Genomic DNA, 18,363 nt, shown 5'->3' on the forward strand with positions numbered 1-18,363 from the left:
GTGACGACCCTGATGATGAACCCTGACAATCTGAGGCAGCAGATCAGCGATCTGCGGGACCTGGCGGCGGGCGCGGACCTGGCGAAGCAGTCCATCGACCTGAGATCCAATCTCGAGCATGATCCGCTGGGTGGTACCGAGATGTCGGACTTCTGTGTGAGTGCGGCGAACGCGATCGCCGACGTCAACAGCCGGGCGGACGACATCGAGCTGTGCATGAACAAGATCATCGAGGTCAGCGAGTCCGGCGTCGGGACCATGGATGCCGACGGGACGATTGAGCTGGAGCTGCCGGACGATGTGACGATCGAGTCGTCGACCTCGCTCGTCAGCTGGGCCCAGGGTGTCCAGGACGCCGTCGACATGCAACAGGTCCAGTCCGGCAGGGCCACGAAGACCGGGCGCTCCTATGATGAGGTCATCGCTTCAGTTCAAGCCAACCAAGAGAACTTCGTGTACGCCGACAGCTTTATCGAGGCTGTCGGCCCTGAGAATCTCACAAGTCTGCCCTTGGAGAACAGCGTGCACTCCGCGCAAGTCGCCGATCTCCTCGGGACACTGCTGGCCACAGCGTCCACCGGATGGACCCCTGATCGGTCTCAGGAGGTCGCCGACACCATTGTCGAGTCTGTTGATGGTGATGAAGAGGGTGAGTACGGGAAGATCACCGTTCTCAATGCCGTCCTGGGAAATCACGACGCCAACGGGGACCACGTCAACGACCTCAGCTTCGGCAGAGGGTTCCTGCTGAGAATGGCCGACGGTCTTGATGAGATCGACTACACGGAGGCGAAGAGCTACCCGTACGTCGTCCAGCACGGCGACACATCGGTTCCGGTATTGATCGGTCCGGGGCTCGACCCCATGGAGGGCGTTCTTGACGCCATGGGGAACAATCCGATAGCAGCCCTTGACTATCTTGCGACCGCGAGCAACAGTGACGAAAGCGGTGCTGACACGACAGTTCTGGAGAACTTGGCGGCGAGAGACTGGGACGAGTCCGGATTTGCCGGCTTCACGGCGGCGGTCGCGGCCGCCTCCTCACTGAGATCCTCGACAACTGAATCAGTCGCGGCTCGTGCCGATCAGGCGGCGGGCGTTGGCATTCACGAGCTCGCCGCGCACACCGGTCACAACGAGGAGCTCTACAACGACGACGCGAAGGCCCGCGTCGCCCTCCTTCTGGCGAACTGTGCGCCGGAAGTGGCCTCCGCGTACGGGGGTGGACACTCCAAGGACCCGACGGAGCCTGTTGAATCAGCCCCGGGTGGCAAGCCGATACCGGGGGCCGACTCGGATGAAATAATACTGTTGACATATCGCGTGGCAGATAATGCCGATGCTGTCGCTACGATCGGCGCGGCATTGGCCAGTGAAACAAGTCGCGCCACGGAGCATGCAATGGCTGAGCATCCGGACGACTGGGAGTCCCAGGTCGAGGCGATCGATGAGCAGTACAGACAAGGGGCATATTCGGCAGGCTATCTTGCGGGAATCGCCGACGCAAAAGCGGAACACCTCGGTGAGCAGGCGCAAGCGAATGCCGACCAAGAGGTGTCGAACGCATCGATCGCCTTGACGGCATTCGCGACCGTTGTGACCGGTGCCATCGGCTCGCTCGGCGGTCCAGTCGGAACCGTGGCGGGTTCGGCCATGGGACAAGCGACATCTTCTGCCGCCATCACGATCGCGGCTCCCGTCATCGCTGAGTCCTTGATGGGCGACGCTGAGAGTGGAGGGTCCCGGGTGCTCGACGATCAGAGTCAAGTGTACCGGGCAGCTGCCTTGCAGCACGCGGCGAACAGTGGACTGATGACGCAGGAAACACTGGCCGAAGTCGGCGACGTCTACTCATGGGTGGTGAAGAGATCGGACGGAACCTATGAAATCGATTTCAGCAGCGCCACCGAAGATGACTACAAGGACATGGTCGACTGGCAAGAGGAACTGATGAGGGCGGACTCAGAGAAACCTCTCGACAGCGAGTTGGCTGAGTCGCTGGGCGCCGATATCAACGGAAACCAAGCAACGGGGCGGCAGTTGGGTGAGTCGTATTCTGGAGGCTGAAATTGCTGCGTGATTTAGTGTCTTGTGATGTATTCCATATGACAGGATCTGAGTTCGAATAATCGAAAAGGTTGCTCAATGCGCGCCATCACTATGTGAAACGACTGTAAGTGAGGTCGAAGTAGTCGCATCTCCGTTTTTGATAACGATAAATTGTTTGCCTTTAATCGGACTGCCAGTTTGTTATGGACAAAGGAGAAATTGATGTCGGCGGATCAAATACGCCGAGGTGCTCGGGTGCTCGTTGTCGGCGTGGTGCTGGCGTTGGTGCTGGGGTTTGGGTTCTGGGTGGTGCGGGAGGTCCGGGCTCGTGTAGCTGCTGTGGCTGCTGCGGAGGCGTCGGCGTCCGCGACCGCCCGGGTGGGTGATGACATCGAGGTGTGCGGGATCGTGGACGCCGGTGTGCTCGAGAACCTCCTGGGCTGGCAGATCAGGGCGTTCGTGATGAGCGCTGGCGGCGATTTGTATCCTCTTCATTGCGAAGTAGTTTCGTTTGCTCCTCGACATAAAGAAGTCATCACGTTCAAAGTTTCTGTCAGGGTGTCTCCTGTTATTAATGAGAGCAGTGGGTGGTCAAGTTTTGAGGAGATTGTGTCGCGTCCGGATGCGTCGCCTCTTGTGGTTGAGGGGTTGGAGGGGCGTGGTGTGACGTTGCGGGATGACAACGGGGCTCCGGCGGTCGTGTGGGAGTATCCGAACGGGCTGTATGCGAGCGTGAGGTTCAGGGCCACGAAGGATCTGTCCGATCCTGAGGTCGACGCCCAGACCGCAGTGATCGTCGCCGTCTTCAAGGAGGTGGCCCAGGCTTTGGCTGAGACGAAGGACGGTCCTTCTGTCGCGGTCACCGGCTACCCCGACTAGCCGCGCCCGGACATGGACCCGCCGGCCATGAGCGACGGCCACGGACGGCCCGCACACGGCCTCATACGGCCGCGATCGTCGCTGACCTCCCGCAGGCAGACTGAGACAGGCCACCGGCGGGCAACGAGCCGGCACGCACAGGCAACGGGGGCTCCGGACTGCCAGTCCGGAGCCCCCGTACGCGGCTCGCCGTCGTCTCGAGCGGATCAGGCCCTCGAGCGCATGATCGCCTTGCGGATCTCGTCAACCCACAGGACGAGGGAGGCCATGGCAACCACGACCGCCCAGTGCGTCGCGTCCAGAGGCGCGGTCGAGAAGGCCGCCTGGAGGAAGGGCACCTCGACGACGGCGACCTGAAGGACGATGGCCAGGGCGATCGACCCCCACAGCCAGCGGTTGACGAACAGGTGGCGGAACGCCGACACCGTCTCGGACCGGGAGTTGAGGGTGTTGAACAGCTGGGCGAAGACAAGCGTCGTGAAGGCCGCGGTGCGCGCGGTGTCGAGGTCGTCCACCGACACCCCCGCGATCTCGATGACCCCGCCGGGCAGGAACAGGTCGAGAGTCGTCAGGGTCGCGATCGCCATGACGGCGCCGACAAGCAGCACCCCGCCCCACATCCGGGCGTCGACGACCCGGTCCTCGGGCTTGCGCGGGCTGCGGGCCATGACGTCCTCGACGCTGGGGTCCACGCCCATGGCCAGGGCCGGCCCGGAGTCGGTGACGAGGTTGATCCACAGGATCTGGGTGGCCACGAGCGGCAGGACGACCCCGGAGGTCGAGTGGTCGCTCAGCCCGATGACACCGGCCAGCACGACGCCGGTGAAGACGGTGAGGACCTCACCCATGTTCGACGACAGGAGGAAGCGCAGGAACTTCTTGATGTTGTCGAAGATACGGCGGCCCTCGCGCACGGCGGCCACGATCGTGGCGAAGTTGTCGTCCGCCAGCACCATCGTCGCGGCCTCCTTGGTCACCTGGGTGCCGGTGATACCCATGGCGACCCCGATGTCCGCCGCGCGCAGGGCCGGGGCGTCGTTGACGCCGTCACCGGTCATCGAGACCGTGTGCCCCTGGGACTTCAGGGCGTCGACGATCCGCATCTTGTGCTCAGGAGCCACGCGCGCGTAGACGTTGGCCTCGGCCACCGCGGCCGACAGCTCGGCGTCGTCCATCGCGGTCAGCTCACGGCCGGTCACGACGCGCGCACCCCGCTCGGCGATGCCCAGGTCGGCGGCGATCCGTCCGGCCGTGGCAGGGTGGTCGCCGGTGATCATGAGCACCCGGATACCCGCGCGGTGCGCCTCGGCGACGGCCACGGCCGCCTCAGGGCGGGGCGGGTCGATGATGCCGACGACACCGGCCAGGACCAGGTCCTTCTCCAGGTGGGAGAAGTCGGCGTCCCCACCCTGGGCGGCGGCCACCTCGCTCGCCTCGTCCTGGCTCAGCACCCGGTAGCCCACCCCGAGGGTGCGCAGGGCGCGGCCCGACATGTCGGCGATGTGCTCGGTGAAGGAGGAGCGGGCCTCGTCGGTCAGCGGGGCGGCGTGCCCCGAGACGTGGTCGACGCCCTCGTCGTCGTCGACGGGATCCCCCTCGCGCACCTGGGTGCAGCGCTCGAGGAGCACGTCGGGGGCTCCCTTGGCCACGAGGATCGTCGTGTCGTGCTTGGCGTCGGTGTACAGGACGCTCATGAGCTTGCGCTCCGAGGTGAAGGGGACCTCGCCGACCCGGACGAAACGGCCCTCACGGGACCCCTCGGTGCCGAGCTTGCGCTCGGCCACGAGGAAGGCGCCCTCGGTGGGATCCCCCACGACGCTCCACACCCCGTCGTCGACAGTCAGCTCGGCGTCAGAGGCCATCGCCCCGCCGGACAGGACGACCGTCACCTCGTCGCGCAGGGACCCGGTCAGGGGGTCGGCGTCGGGCTGCCCGTCACGGTCGGCGTCGGGGGCGACGTTGCCCTCCGGACGGTAGCCGATGCCGGTGACGACCGTCGTGCCCGCGGCGGTGACGACCTCCTGGATCGTCATCTCGGAGCGGGTGAGCGTGCCGGTCTTGTCCGAGCAGATGACGGAGGTCGAGCCGAGGGTCTCCACGCTCGTCAGCTTCTTGACGACCGCCTTGTGCAGGGCCATGCGCTGGACGCCCAGGGCCAGGACCACCGACAGGATCGCGGGCAGCCCCTCGGGAACGGCCGCGACAGCCAGGGACACCCCGAGCAGGAGGGCGTGGATGAAGGTCTCGGAGCTGCGGTCGTCGGCCAGGAGGAGCAGGGTGCCCACGACGACGACGGCGATGACGACGACGATGACGCCCAGCATCTTGGAGATCTGGTGGATCTCCTCCTGCAACGGCGTGGGCTCCTCCTCGACGGCGTCGAGCATGGTGGCGATCGCCCCCATCTCGGTGTGCGCGCCGGTGGCGGTGACCACCGCGCGCCCGGTGCCCTGCGCCACCGAGGTGCCGCGGTAGACCATCGAGGTGCGGTCGGCCAGGTCGGCATCGGCGGGCGTGGCCTCGACCGTCTTGGTCACGGCGTCGGCCTCCCCGGTCAGGGAGGACTCGACCACCCGCAGGGAGGCGGCGCTCAGGAGACGGGCGTCGGCCCCGACCTGGTCGCCCTCGCCCAGGATGAGGATGTCGCCGACGACGAGGTCGGAGGAGGGCACGACGACCCGGTTGCCGTCGCGCAGGACGGTCGAGGACGCCTTGGTCATGGCCGACAGCGCGGCGACGGCGTCGGCGGCCTTGGACTCCTGGGCGAAGCCGAGGACGGCGTTGAGGGTGATGACCGCCAGGATGACGAGGCTGTCCACCGGGACCCCGTGGGCGCCCTCAAGGACCCAGGCGACTGCTGAGATGGCGATGGCCAGGATGAGCAGGTAGACCAACGGGTCGTTGAACTGGGCGAGGAAGCGTTTCCACGCCGGAGGAGGCGGGGTGCTCGGCAGCTCGTTGGGGCCGTCGGCGGCCAGGCGCTCGGCGGCCGCCCCGGCACTCAGGCCGGTGGCGGTGTCGGTGCCCAGGTCGGCGGCCACCGAGTCTGCGGGGCTGGACCACGGGGTGTCGGGGCGGGCCGCCGCGGGGGCGGTCGTGCTCGTCGAAGGTGTCACGGGATCATCCCACCAGGTGCGCCGTGCCCGGGCGAGGATAGTTCGCCCCTGGCGGCTGTGGGCTTGGCCGCAGGGCGGTTGGGCCCGGCTGTGGTGCGGGACCTGGGGCCGGAGCGCCGGCCGGTGCCGCCGCGCACAGCCGTCAGGAGCGACGCGCCGACCGCGCGACAGTTGCGTCGCGGTGCGGCGAGGTGTGTACTTCCTGTTATTCGCACTCCTTCGAGACGACCCCGGGAGGTCACTGTGCCTCAGGTGCCCGCCGAGACCCGCAGCCTGGTTGGTGAGGACGCCGAGACCGAGCTCGGGCGCATGGGGCTGAGCTCGGCTCTGCTCGTTCAAGCCTGCGTGGACGGCCTGCGTGCCGCCGACAACCAGCACGACCCCTTCGAACCCGCCATCTCCCTGGGGTTCCAGCGGTGGTCCAAGACGGTAGGAGCACTGCGCGCCGCCCTCGAGGAGCTGGGTTGGACCAAGCACGACCACCTCAACGCCCCGCGCTCGGTCAGCCCCGACGGCACCGTGGCCATCGCCGTCATCGGCGGGAACCAGGACACGGGCGACCCGGGCCACAAGCCGGAGAACGCCAGAGCGCGTGGTGCCGTCCTGTTGTCGGAGGTGCAGGCCAACGCGGCGCGCCGCGGAACCGCGGTCCCGTGCCAGCTCACACTCGACCTGGGTGACGCCCCGCTCGGACCGGCCGTCGACGCCCGGGCGGTGAGTACCTGGATCCTCCTCAACAGGGTGGACGCCGGCGCCCGGGTGCTGCGGTGCGAGCTGTCCCTGCCTCTGAGCTGTCACGACGGCGTCGTCGACCAATGGGCTCGCCGCATCATCCTGCCCGAGGCCCCTGTGGACGGCATAGCGGTCGACGGTCGGCAGGACGGTGGGATCCTGCCCTCGGACGACGTCGACTTCGAGGTCACGGCGGTCGGTTGATGATCGACCCGACCCGAATCAGGCTGGCCCGGCAGCGCCAGGGACTGACCCGGTCCGCGCTCGCCGTCGAGGTGGGGGTCACCACGCGGACCCTGACCACCTGGGAGCGCGACGGCGCACCGGACTCGCGGTGCGCCGCCCTCGTGGCGGCCACCTGCCAGCCCGCGGCCTTCTTCCGGCGCCCCGCCCTCCAGGAGGTCGCCGAGGGTGCGGCCTTCTTCCGTGCCCGGCGCCGGGCCGGTGCCGGGCTGCGCCACCGATCACTGTCCCTGGGCGCCCTAGGGACGGACTTCTACGGCGAGGTTGCCACCCTGTTCCACCTGCCGCCGCTACGCCTGCCCGCCGCGGACCCCAGGTTGTCCCCCGCCGGTGCTGCCCGCGAGCTGCGGGCCTCCTGGGGCCTGGGCGCTGGCGCCCTGCCCAACCTCGTCCAGCTCGCGGAGTCCCGTGGCGTGCGGGTGCTCGGCCTGCCCGTGGAGACGGTCGACATCGACGCCTTCAGCTTCTGGGGCGAGGACGGCCGCCCGTACGTCTTCCTGTCCAGGCTCAAGACCTCCGAGCGGTCCCGCTTCGATCTGGCTCACGAGATCGGGCACCTCGTGCTGCACGGCAGCACCGTGAGCGCCGGGGAGCGGACTGACCGCGAGCTGGAGCGGGAGGCGGACGCCTTCGCGGCCGAGCTCCTCATGCCCGAGTCGACAGTGCGCGCCCAGGTCCCTCGGTCGCCCTCGCTGGCCAGGGTGCTGGCCCTCAAGGAGCTGCTCGGCGTCTCGGCGCGGGCGGCTGCGCGCGCGGTCTACGACGCCGGGAGGCTGACCGACTGGGGCTATCGTCAGCTCCAGGTCGAGCTGTCCCTCAGGGGCTTCGACGATGACGAGCCGGGCAGCGGCCTGCCTCATGAGCAGTCACGCGTCTTCCGGACACTCGCCGACCATCTGCGTTCCACGCGGACACCCGTGGGCACCTGGGCGGAGTCCATCGGTCAGCGCCCCCAGGACGTGGCCGCCCTCACGCTCGGGCAGGTGCTCACCTCAGTGCACCCCCCTGCCGGCTCGCCGGACGTGGCCGCACACGACGACCCGGCCCCCGGTGGGCGACCGGAGCTGTCCCTGGTGCACTGAGCCTGACGGCGCAACGCCCCCGGGACATCCGTGCGGCGGCGTGGCTCAGCCCAGGAGCAGGCGGGCCAGGACCGTGCCCACGAGGCAGGAGGTGGCCACCCCGATGAGGCCGGGCACGAGGAAGGAGTGGTTGACGATGTACTTGCCGATGCGGGTCGTCCCGGTCGGGTCGAAGCCGATGGCGGCCAGGTCCGAGGGGTAGGTCGGCAGGATGAAGTACCCGTAGGACGCCCCGATGAAGCCGACGATGACCACCGGGTCGACCCCGAGCTGGAGAGCCATCGGGGCGACGATGAGCAGGCCGGCGGCCTGGGAGTTGACGAGCTTGCCGATGATGAACAGGACGATCGCGTAGGTCCACACGTGGTCGGACAGCACCCCCGCCAGACCGGACTCCAGGGAGTCGAGGTGGGCGGACACGACCGTCTCGGTCATCCAGGCCACGCCGAAGATGGAGAACATCGCCGTCGCGCCCGACTTGAACACGGCCGTCGAGGCGATCCTGCCGGCCTCGACCCGGCAGGTGAGCAGGATGAGCGCCCCGGCGGCGAGCATGACCATCTGGATGACGAGGTTCATCGACAGGGGCTCGAGCTCACCGCCGTCCCCGGTGGCGAACAGGGGACGCAGCCTCTCGACCGCGCCCAGGACCACGACGACCGCGATGGCGCCCAGGAAGATCGCGGTCGCCCGGTAGGCCTCGCGCGGGAAGACCTTGCCGATGAGGGTCTCGGAACCGGCGTAGACGTTGGCGCGGAACTCGGGGTCCGCCAGGCGGGCCTGGAACTCCTCGTCCTTGTCGAGGTCCTTGCCCCGGCGCATCGACCACAGGGCGGCCAGGAGGACCCCGGACAGCGAGGCGGGAACCGAGACCATGAGGATCTGGGGGACCGACCACCCCTTGCTCGTGTTGTCCGCGAGGATCGAGACCACCGAGACGGTGGCCACCGACACCGGCGAGGCCGTCACGCCCATCTGCGCGGCTACCGAGGAGGCGGCCATCGGGCGCTCGGGTCGGATGTCCTTCTTGATGGAGATGTCGGCGATGATCGGCAGCATCGTGTAGACGACGTGGCCGGTGCCGCACAGGACGGTCAGGGTCCAGGTGACCAGCGGGCCGAGGAGGGTGACCTGCTCGGGGTGCTTGCGCAGCAGCTTCTCGGCGAACTGCATCATGACGTCGAGGCCGCCTGACTGCTGGAGGGTGGCGGCGCAGCCGATGACGGCCAGGATCGTGAGGATGACGGAGACGGGCGGCTCGCCGGGCTCGAGGCGGAAGCCGAAGACGAGGACGACCAGACCGATGCCGGAGATGAGGCCCAGGGCCATGCCGCCCTTGTGGGCGCCCACGAGCAGGCAGGCCAGGATGATGACGACTTCGAGCGTGATGACGAGGGCGGACACGGGCACCTCCCGGGGGACGGACGGTGTGGTCCTCATGACGGTACGCCCTCACGGCACCTCATGTGACGGTAATCACGCACCATGTCGCGCCGAAGGCGCCGTTACCGGCTGGCTACGCCCCTGAGACGGGACCTGGGTCCCATTCGGTGTCCTCGGTTGGGCGGAGCTGGCGCGGACGGGGTCCCGGTCCCTCGCCCTCCGGTCTCGCGCGGCCCGGCGAGGGTCGGCCCGGCGAGGGTCGGCCCGGGGTGGCTGCCCCGGGCCGACCACCTGGTCTCCCTGGTCTCAGGCGAGCTCGGGCTGGAGGCCCAGGGTGCCCACGAGCGAGGCCCGGTAGGCAGGTGAGGAGTACTCCTCGACCCTCGCGCGGGCGGCCTCGAGCCGCTCGGCGACACCGAGGCGCGTCGTGACCTCCTCGTTGCCCTCGGTGCCCACGAAGGTCGTCAGCGCGGTCACCGAGCGCTCGGCGTGGGCCACGTCGCGGCGGACCTTGGCGTCGAGGCGCTCGGCGTACCAGTCCGAGGCGAGGATCGACTCGCGGGTGAACAGCTCGCGCAGCTCGGGGTCGGACAGGGTCCAGCCCTCGGAGCTGCGCCCGTCGACCATGATCTCCAGCAGCGCCCGCAGCGGCGGGACCGCCTGGGCGATGGAGCCGTCGTCGACGTAGTGCTGGGCGACCACCCGGTGGGTGGCCACGATGACGTCGACCGACTCCGCGAAGACCGCGGGGTCCTGCAGCTCGGGCCGGAGCATCTCCTCGGTGAAGATGACGTCGGGGTGGAGGAAGATCCGCCCGAAGTAGGTCGCCGCGAAGTCCTCGTTCATCCGGTATCCCAGACGGGAGGCCTCGATCCGACGGCCCTCGTGCTCGATGTCCTCGATGCGCTCGAGGTAGCCGCCCTCGATAAGCGTCCGGGCGTCACGCTCGGAGGCGTCCATCCGGGAGAAGATCTCGGGGATAAGCAGCGAGATGTCGTGCGCCACGGTGACCTTCGGCCCGATGCACCCGGCGCTGGACAGCCATCCGTCGTAGCCACCCAGGGCGTAGGACAGCAGGGCGGCGTTGAGGTCGTAGACCGCGGGCAGGGCGTTGAAGGGGGCCTTGGTCAGCGCCCCCTCGCTGCCCGCGCCCGTCGTCGAGGGGGACTTGCCGGTCATCGAGGAGATGAACTCCATGAACAGCTCGGGCAGCTCCATGTAGTGCAGCGGGTTGTAGGCGCACAACGGGGGCACCGTGCCCTCGGGCGGGTTGTTGCGCCGCCCGGCCGCCACGACGTCGACCCCGTGGGCCAGCGGCTCGCTCAGCGGCACCTGCTCCCACAGGTGGCTCGACAGGTCGGCCAGGCGGGCCTCCTCGGGGCGGGCGAGGTCCGGGCGGAGCTGGAGGTAGCGGGGGTTCTTCGAGGGCACCCCGCCCACGAGGCGCGGGTTGGCCGAGGACACGAAGTAGGTGCGCCGGGCGGCGGCCTCAGGGCCCGTGGGGTCCTCGACGGCGGCGGCCCGCTCGACGAGCTCGCGCATGGGCGCGGTGAACCGGGACAGCCCCGGGGCGTCGTCGACCATGGCGCGGGCGTCGTCGGTGGTCAGAGGCTCGAAGTTGGAGATGAAGGTCCCCGGGCGGGACATGTCGAGCTCGGTCTGCTTGTCGTAGCCGCGCACGATGGCGTCGTCGGGGCGCTGGAAGAGCAGGCTCTCGCAGTTGGTGACGTACTTGCGCGAGGGCGCGCCCCCGCTGCCGGGCACGACCGTCGAGGCGGTGATGTCGTCCTCGGTCTGGACCTTGGCCGCCGGCGAGAAGTCGGGACGCAGGGAGAACAGGCGCCAGGCGCCGTCGGCCTCGAAGCCGACGCGCAGCATGTTGACCTTGACGACCTCGCCGTCCAGACGCAGGGAGCTGCCCGTGCGCCCGTTGATGACCCCCACCGTGAAGTGGCTGCGCCAGTCGGTGCCCCACTCGGGCCGGTAGAAGCGCTTGACGGTGAAGACGAGCTCCTTGACGTGCGCCGGGATCGAGGCCAGGAGGGCGTTGTGCTCCTCGCTGTACTCCTCACGGGGGGTGAGCAGCTTGATGACCGAGCCGAGGCTGCGGTCGGAGGACAGGATGGGGCGGTGGTCGGTGCCGTTGGCCCGGGGATCGGCGAAGCGCTCGGAGAAGTCGCGGTCGAGCAGTGCCTGGACGGCGTCGAGGTCGGCCTCGACTTCCTTGATGTAGGCCTCACCGAAGACGAAGGCGTCCAGGAGGGACTTGGAGATCTCCGACTTCCCGCCGCCCGAGACCGTGGCGGGCTTGTGGGCGTGGGTCGACCAGGGCGCGGTGCCCACGAGGTGCCACTGGGTGGGGTCCCCCACCCGGTGCTTGGCGTGGACCCGGTAGCCGGTGGGGGCGACGTAGGTCCTTCCGGCCAGGAGCGGCACCGAGCTCGTCGTCCCGTCCGGTCGCGCCCAGCTGACCGTCTGGCTGCGCATCGAGTAGGTCGCCCCTCCGGGCACGAGCACGACGGAGGCGTCGGTGAGGTCGACGGCGCTGCCGTCGCCCTGGGGGGCGAAGCGCCCCGGGTTGGCCTCGATGACGCGCTCGACCGTGCGGTTGGGCGGGGTGCGGTCGTCGACGTACTCCTGGCCCAGGTTGTAGCGGGGGTAGGCGATCGCGCCTCCGGCGTGCTCCTCCTCGACGTTGCCGAAGAGGTTGGCGGAGTAGCCGATCTGCGTCTTGACCTCCTTCTTGCAGTAGCCGAAGTAGTTGTCGGCGATGACCGTGACGATGACCCCGCGCTCGTCGCGGGCGCAGCACTTGAAGGCCTTGCCGTCGTTGTACAGCTCACCGGGGACCGTCCAGCACTGGCCGTCGCGCCGCTGGCGCTCGGTGGCCTGGTCCCAGTGGGGCAGGCCCAGCTCCTCCTTGGTCAGCCCGGTCAGGTGGGGGGCGAGGATGACGCAGCCGGTGTGACCGGTCCAGGACTCAGGGGCCAGGGAGGCGTCGTGCTCGGGCAGGTAGGGGTCGCCGCCGTTGCCGAAGATCCCCTCGACGAAGTCGAGGTTGGACACGAGCCCACCGGGCACGATGAAGCGGATCTCCATGCTGCGCTCGACGGAGAACCCGGGGACGGCGGGCACGACGACCGGGCGCAGGAGCAGGGACACGAAGCAGCGGGCGGGCTGGTCAGTGCTCGCCGACCACGGCAGGGTCATGAGGTCGGTGGGCGGGCGGACCGCGGCGTCGAGCAGGCGCGCGAAGACGTCCCGGTCGACGGAGATCTTGTCGTCGGGCACAGGCAGACCGCCCTGGGCGACGTGGAACACCCCGGCGGTCGTGCGGCGGTCGTTGACCGGGTTGTGGAGGACCCCGTTCATCACCTTGTAGGAACGCACGTAGGGCGACTCGAAGGAGGTGGCGCCCACGGGAAGGGACAGCTCGCGGGCCAGGCCCGGCTGGTCCAGGACGAAGGTCGAGCGAGGCAGCTGCGGGGCCACCGGGGCGCCCTCGAGGTAGGAGTCGATGAAGGTCTGGACCCGGGAGTCCGCGGCGCACAGGCGGTGGGACAGGCGGCGCGACATCTCGCGCTGGCGGGCCAGGAGAGGGGACACGAGCCTCTCAGCCGCCTCGTCGGCGATGCCCGGGGAGGTCGGGATCCCCAGGAGCTCCAGGCGCAGGCTGATGGCCGAGTTGGTCGCGGCGGTGATGTCATCCATGGGATCCAGGGTAGTGACGGCAGGTGACCGGGGCGTGTCCAGGCCCGTCTCGTGGACGAGCGGCCTGCGCGGGGCTCAGGCCCGAGACGGCCAGCACCCCAGCCGTCGGGCGACAGGTCGGACGATCCGCACCGTCTGTCGCCCGAGCACCTGCCGGGAGGTGAGTCTGAGCACGGTTCTCCCCTCGGCGGCAAGGCGCTGGTCGCGCAGGCGGTCCCGGTTCCAGTCCTCCCACGAGGAGTGGTAGGCGTACCCGTCCGTCTCGATGACGAGAAGCGGCCCGAGCATGAGATCGACCTCGCCCACGGGCAGGGTGACGGCAACCTCCGGCGGTGCCCCCGCTTCCTGGAGGTCGTAGCGGGCGATCGTCTCCAGCGGTGAGCGGGCTCGAGGGTCCGCACGATCAAGCAGCGCCCGCATCGGACCGTTGCGCCGGCCCGGGAGGGCGGCGAGCAGCTGTCGTCGGGTGACCGCCCCGGCACGCAGGGCGGAGTCGAGTGCGATGAGGGCGTCGAGCTCCTCGGCGCAGCGCATGAAGGTGAGGAGGCTCGACTCCGGGTCGGCGAAGGGCGACCCAGCCGGATCGACAGGGAGCCCAGGGACCCGATGAACGGTGACCCGTCCGATGCCGTGGACCGTCGTCCCTGGATCCTTGGGTACAAGGACATGAAGCCGACCAGGCCGTTCCCGCAGGTCGATTCCGTGGTGCTCCAGGGCGTGTGAGCAGCCGATGAGCCCTCCCAGGCGCCGGGCCGTCACGATCCGCGGACCGGTCTGCGGCAGAGCGATGACGTGATTGGGGTGGCGCAGAACGCATCCGTCGCTGAGCATGCGCGACAGGGCGCGGCGGCTGCAGTGGTCAGGGGCGAGGAACCGCTGCTTGAGGGCGCCGTGAGATCGCCGAAGAGAGTCAATGAGCATCTCCCGCCTTTGTTCATGCCTCATGTAGGCATTGTCTAATGCGAGATGGTTGGAGACAACGTGATGGACGCGGGCTGTGGATGGCTGGGGGCGGTTGGTGGTCGTCGCCGTGATGTCCAGGACGCTGCGATGGTACGTGGCTCGCAACTTTTGGGGCCACGAGTGGTGGGGCTCGCGGCCTTCGGTGTGCGGAGGGCTCTGTGACCTGCGACGATCTCTGGTTGAGGAGATCGAGGTCCTCGGTGGCGGGACAGAAGTTGCGAGCCACGTACCCTGCGGGCGGCTCAGCGCTCGCGGGTGCCGGCGATGAACTCCTCGACGCTGGCGCGCGCCTCGGCGTCGGGGCGCTGCTCCATGGGGGACTTCATGAAGTAGGACGCCGCGCTGAGCAGCTCCCCGCCCACGCCGCGGTCCAGGGCGATCCTGGCGGCCCGCACCGCGTCGATGACGATCCCCGCCGAGTTCGGTGAGTCCCAGACCTCCAGCTTGTACTCCAGGGAGATCGGGGCGTCCCCGAAGTTGCGGCCCTCGAGGCGCACGTAGGCCCACTTGCGGTCATCGAGCCAGGCGACGTGGTCGGAGGGGCCGATGTGGACGTCGTGCTCGTCGAGCCGGGCGGCGAGGTTGGACTGGACCGCGTTGGTCTTCGAGATCTTCTTGGACTCCAGGCGGGAGCGCTGGAGCATGTTCTTGAAGTCCATGTTCCCGCCGACGTTGAGCTGGTAGGTGCGGTCCAGGACGCAGCCGCGCTCCTCGAAGAGGCGTGCGAGCACCCGGTGGGTGATCGTGGCGCCGAGCTGGCTCTTGATGTCGTCCCCGATGACCGGCACACCGGCGGCGGCGAAGCGGTCGCTCCACTCCGTGGTGGAGCCGATGAACACCGGCATGCAGTTGACGAAGGCGCAGCGGGCCTCGATGGCGCACTCGGCGTAGAAGCGGGCCGCCTCCTCGCTGCCGACGGGCAGGTAGGACACGAGGACCTCCGCCCGGGCCTGGCGCAGAGCCTCGACGACGTCGACGGCCGGCGCGGGGGACTCCTCGACGGTGGCCCGGTAGTACTCGCCCAGCCCGTCGAGGGTCGGGCCGCGCAGCACGGTGGTCCCGGTGGGCTCGACCTCGGCAAGGTGGATGGTGTTGTTCACACCCGCGGTGATCGCCTCGGCCAGGTCGAGCCCGACCTTGGCCGCGTCGACGTCGAAGGCCGCGACGAACTCGAGGTCCCGCACGTGGTAGCCGCCGAAGTCGACGTGCATGAGGCCGGGGACCCGCTCCTGGGGGCTGGCGTCGCGGTAGTAGGTGACTCCCTGGACGAGGGAGGAGGCGCAGTTGCCGACGCCGACGATCGCGACGCGGATGGGTGAGGGGGCTGGCATGAGTCGAGGGCTCCTCGTGTCGGGGGTGTTCGGCGTCGAGGCGACGCGGGCTCACCCTAGATCGATCTAGCCGCATGTTCCAAGCCATCCGGCCGAGGTTGATCGAAGGCGGTAGTCTGGCCGGACGCGCTCGGCGTCGCACGAGGAGTCGCGCCTCACGGTTGCCTCACAGGAGGTTCCCGCTATCGCTCGGCAGCGACCTCGCGCCATACTTGCGTCAGTTCCCGACGGATGGGGCATGCTCATCCACCCGTCCAGAGAAACGAGGTTCGCGTGGCTGAATCCACAGGCAAGGGTTCCCGTCCCAGGGGCACGAAGCTGTCCCGGGCGGCGGGTGCGTCGAGGACCCCCTCGAAGGGGCTGCCCGCCTCCATCCCGCCGGCGGGACGGTCCGGGGCGCCTGAGGCGCAGGCCACGACGACCGGCACCGCTGCTGGCGCGGCGACCGCGACGGCGGCGGGCGGCGCAGGCAAGGGCGGCAAGGCAGCCAAGGCCGGCAAGGCCGACAAGGCCGGCAAGGGCGCAGCCAAGGCCGTCGCGGCAGGCAAGGGGGCGGGCAAGGCCGCGCGCCGGCGCCGCTTCCTCAACTACCCCCGCGCGGGCAAGGGCCCGGTCATGCGCTGGCTGCCGAGCTGGCGCTTCGTGCTGGGCAGCTTCCTGCTGCTCATCCTGGCGGCGGTCGGTGGGTTCGTCCTGGCCTACTCCATGATCAAGGTCCCCGAGCCCAGCGAGTTCGCCCAGGCCCAGACGACGACCGTCTACTACTCCGACGGGACGACGGTCATGGGCGAGTTCGCCGAGATCGACCGCACGATCGTCGACACTACCGCCTTGCCGGACTACGTGGGCAACGCCGTCGTGGCCAGCGAGGACCGCAGCTTCTACTCGAACAACGGCGTGGATCCCAAGGGCATCGTGCGCGCGCTGGTCAACAACCTGCGCGGAGGGGACACCCAGGGCGCGTCGACCCTGACCCAGCAGTACATCAAGAACTACTACGTCGACACGACCAGCTCCTACGTCGGGAAGTTCAAGCAGGCGATCATGGCGATCAAGATCGACCGCGAGCTGTCCAAGGAGGAGATCCTCGACTCCTACCTCAACACCGTCTACTACGGGCGCGGCGCCTACGGCATCGAGGCGGCCGCCCAGGCCTACTTCGGGCACTCGGCCGCCGAGCTGAGCGTCTCCGAGGCGGCGCTCATCGCAGGCATCCTTCCGGCGCCCAGCAGCTGGGACCCGGCCGTCGACCCCGCCAAGGCGGAGGAGCGGTGGGGGCGCGTCCTGGACTACATGCTCGAGGACGGCTACATCACCCAGGAGCAGTACGACTCCGCCACCTTCCCCGAGACGATCGCCTCCCAGAACGCGGAGACCTACGCGGGGCCCAACGGCTACCTGCTCCAGCTCGTGCGCGCTGAGCTGGAGTCGGACGCCGGCCTGACGGCCCAGCAGATCGACACCGGCGGCTACCGCATCGTGACGACGATCGACAAGGAGAACCAGGAGGCCGCGGTGGCGGCGGTCAACAACCTGCCCGAGGGCGCGTCGCCGAACCTGCGCGTGGGCCTGGTGTCGATCGACGCCTCGACAGGTGGGATCGTCGCCTTGTACGGAGGCAGCGACTACCTGACCAACCAGGTCAACTCCTCGACGGACGCCGTCGCCCAGGCGGGGTCGACCTACAAGCCCTTCACCCTCGTGGCGGCGCTCGAGGAGGGGGCGAGCCTGTCGGACGGCTACACCTCGAACTCCCCGATGACGATCGAGGGCAACGAGTACGTCAACTTCCGGGGCGTGTCCTACGGCTGGTCCAACCTCATCAAGGCGACCCAGTACTCGATCAACACGGCCTACGTCCAGCTCAACCGGGACGTCGGCCCGGAGAACACCAACGACGCGGCGGTGCGGGCGGGCTACCCGGAGGACACCGTCGGCATGAACGACTACGTCCAGAACGTCCTCGGCTCGGCCTCGCCGCACACCATCGACATCGCCACCGCCTACGCGACCTTCGCCTCCCAGGGCACGCGTCACGACACCCACATCGTCCAGGACGTGAGCAACGCCGACGGGTCGGTCGTCTACACCGGCAACACCGAGGGTGAGAAGGTCTTCTCCGACGACGTCATGGCGGACGCCACCTACGCCATGGAGCAGGTGGTCCAGTACGGGTCGGGTGACACCGCACTGGCCCTCAACCGTCCCGTGGCCGCCAAGACCGGGTCCTCCAGCGACAACAAGTCGGCGCAGTTCGCCGGCTACACCCCGCAGATCGCCACCGCCGTCACGCTCTACCAGACGGGGCCCAACGGCGAGGAGGAGTCGATCACCCCGTGGGGCGAGTACGACGAGATCACGGGCTCGACCTACCCGGCTGACATCTTCACCGACTACATGGAGGTGGCCCTGGCCGACCTGCCGGTCGAGGAGTTCCCCGAGAGGACCTCGGCCTCCTACGAGCGCGGGTCCCTGGGGGAGGCGACCCCGGAGCCGACCTACGTGCCGACCGAGGCGCCGGTCGAGGAGGTGACCGAGGCCCCGACCGTCGAGGTGACCGAGGCCCCGACCGTCGAGGCGCCGGTCGAGGAGGTGACCGAGCCGCCGGTCGATCAGGCGACTCCGGCCCCTCCACAGGACACCGGTGACACGCAGCCGAGCGGCGGCACGGGAGACGGAACCGACACCCAGCAGCAACCGCAGCAGCAACAGGGAGTCAACTCGCAACCGAACAACGGCGGATGACCCAGGGACCCGGGGCACGTGGCGCACCGCACGCCACGGCCCCGGGCCCTCGTCTTCCGGGGGTCGCGGACTCTCCGGTAGGGTCGTGACCCGGTTGCGCCGTCGGGCGCCGCTCGCCGCCGCGACCGT

Annotated in this window: 10 protein-coding genes; 5 read left to right on the forward strand and 5 right to left on the reverse strand. The window is 69.0% G+C overall.

Features of this window, described 5'->3' with window-relative positions; genetic code table 11:
• Positions 1–2,067 (forward strand): DUF6571 family protein, encoded by a 2,067-nt coding sequence (locus EL245_RS08620; protein ID WP_126382770.1) that lies wholly within the window; start codon positions 1–3, stop codon positions 2,065–2,067.
• Positions 2,068–2,304: 237 nt separating this feature from the next.
• Complete coding sequence (locus tag EL245_RS08625; RefSeq protein ID WP_126382771.1) at positions 2,305–2,928, forward strand: hypothetical protein; 624 nt, start codon at positions 2,305–2,307, stop codon at positions 2,926–2,928.
• 206 nt (positions 2,929–3,134) lie between these two features.
• On the opposite strand, the gene EL245_RS08630 is transcribed toward EL245_RS08625, so the two are convergent.
• On the reverse strand, positions 3,135–6,044 hold the full coding sequence (locus EL245_RS08630; protein ID WP_126382772.1) for a cation-translocating P-type ATPase: 2,910 nt from the start codon (positions 6,042–6,044) through the stop codon (positions 3,135–3,137).
• 252 nt (positions 6,045–6,296) lie between these two features.
• On the opposite strand from EL245_RS08630, the gene EL245_RS13240 reads away from it, so the two are divergent.
• The gene (locus EL245_RS13240; protein ID WP_161512760.1) at positions 6,297–6,980 is read left to right on the forward strand and encodes a hypothetical protein; all 684 of its coding nucleotides are present in this window, start codon (positions 6,297–6,299) and stop codon (positions 6,978–6,980) included.
• Positions 6,980–8,101 (forward strand): XRE family transcriptional regulator, encoded by a 1,122-nt coding sequence (locus EL245_RS08635; protein WP_161512759.1) that lies wholly within the window; start codon positions 6,980–6,982, stop codon positions 8,099–8,101. Before EL245_RS13240 ends, EL245_RS08635 begins: the two co-directional genes overlap by 1 nt.
• A gap of 45 nt (positions 8,102–8,146) precedes the next feature.
• Here the strand turns inward: EL245_RS08635 and EL245_RS08640 are convergent, their stop codons facing one another.
• From EL245_RS08640 to EL245_RS08655, 4 genes are all read right to left on the reverse strand, one after another.
• On the reverse strand, positions 8,147–9,541 hold the full coding sequence (locus tag EL245_RS08640) for an anaerobic C4-dicarboxylate transporter (RefSeq protein ID WP_126382774.1): 1,395 nt from the start codon (positions 9,539–9,541) through the stop codon (positions 8,147–8,149).
• Between the two features lie 249 nt (positions 9,542–9,790).
• Positions 9,791–13,195 carry a hypothetical protein gene (locus tag EL245_RS08645; protein ID WP_126382775.1) on the reverse strand — a complete coding sequence of 1,135 codons (3,405 nt, stop codon included), beginning with the start codon at positions 13,193–13,195 and terminating at the stop codon, positions 9,791–9,793.
• Positions 13,196–13,270: 75 nt separating this feature from the next.
• Positions 13,271–14,116 (reverse strand): hypothetical protein, encoded by an 846-nt coding sequence (locus tag EL245_RS08650; protein ID WP_126382776.1) that lies wholly within the window; start codon positions 14,114–14,116, stop codon positions 13,271–13,273.
• A 284-nt stretch (positions 14,117–14,400) separates the two neighbouring features.
• Positions 14,401–15,489: an inositol-3-phosphate synthase gene (locus EL245_RS08655; protein ID WP_126382777.1), complete on the reverse strand. Its 1,089-nt coding sequence runs from the start codon at positions 15,487–15,489 to the stop codon at positions 14,401–14,403.
• A 273-nt stretch (positions 15,490–15,762) separates the two neighbouring features.
• On the opposite strand from EL245_RS08655, the gene EL245_RS08660 reads away from it, so the two are divergent.
• Entirely contained in the window at positions 15,763–18,234 is a 2,472-nt protein-coding gene (locus EL245_RS08660; RefSeq protein ID WP_408608365.1) for a transglycosylase domain-containing protein, read from the forward strand.
• Positions 18,235–18,363: the final 129 nt, after the last annotated feature.

This window comes from Actinomyces howellii (assembly GCF_900637165.1).
Classification (GTDB): domain Bacteria; phylum Actinomycetota; class Actinomycetes; order Actinomycetales; family Actinomycetaceae; genus Actinomyces; species Actinomyces howellii.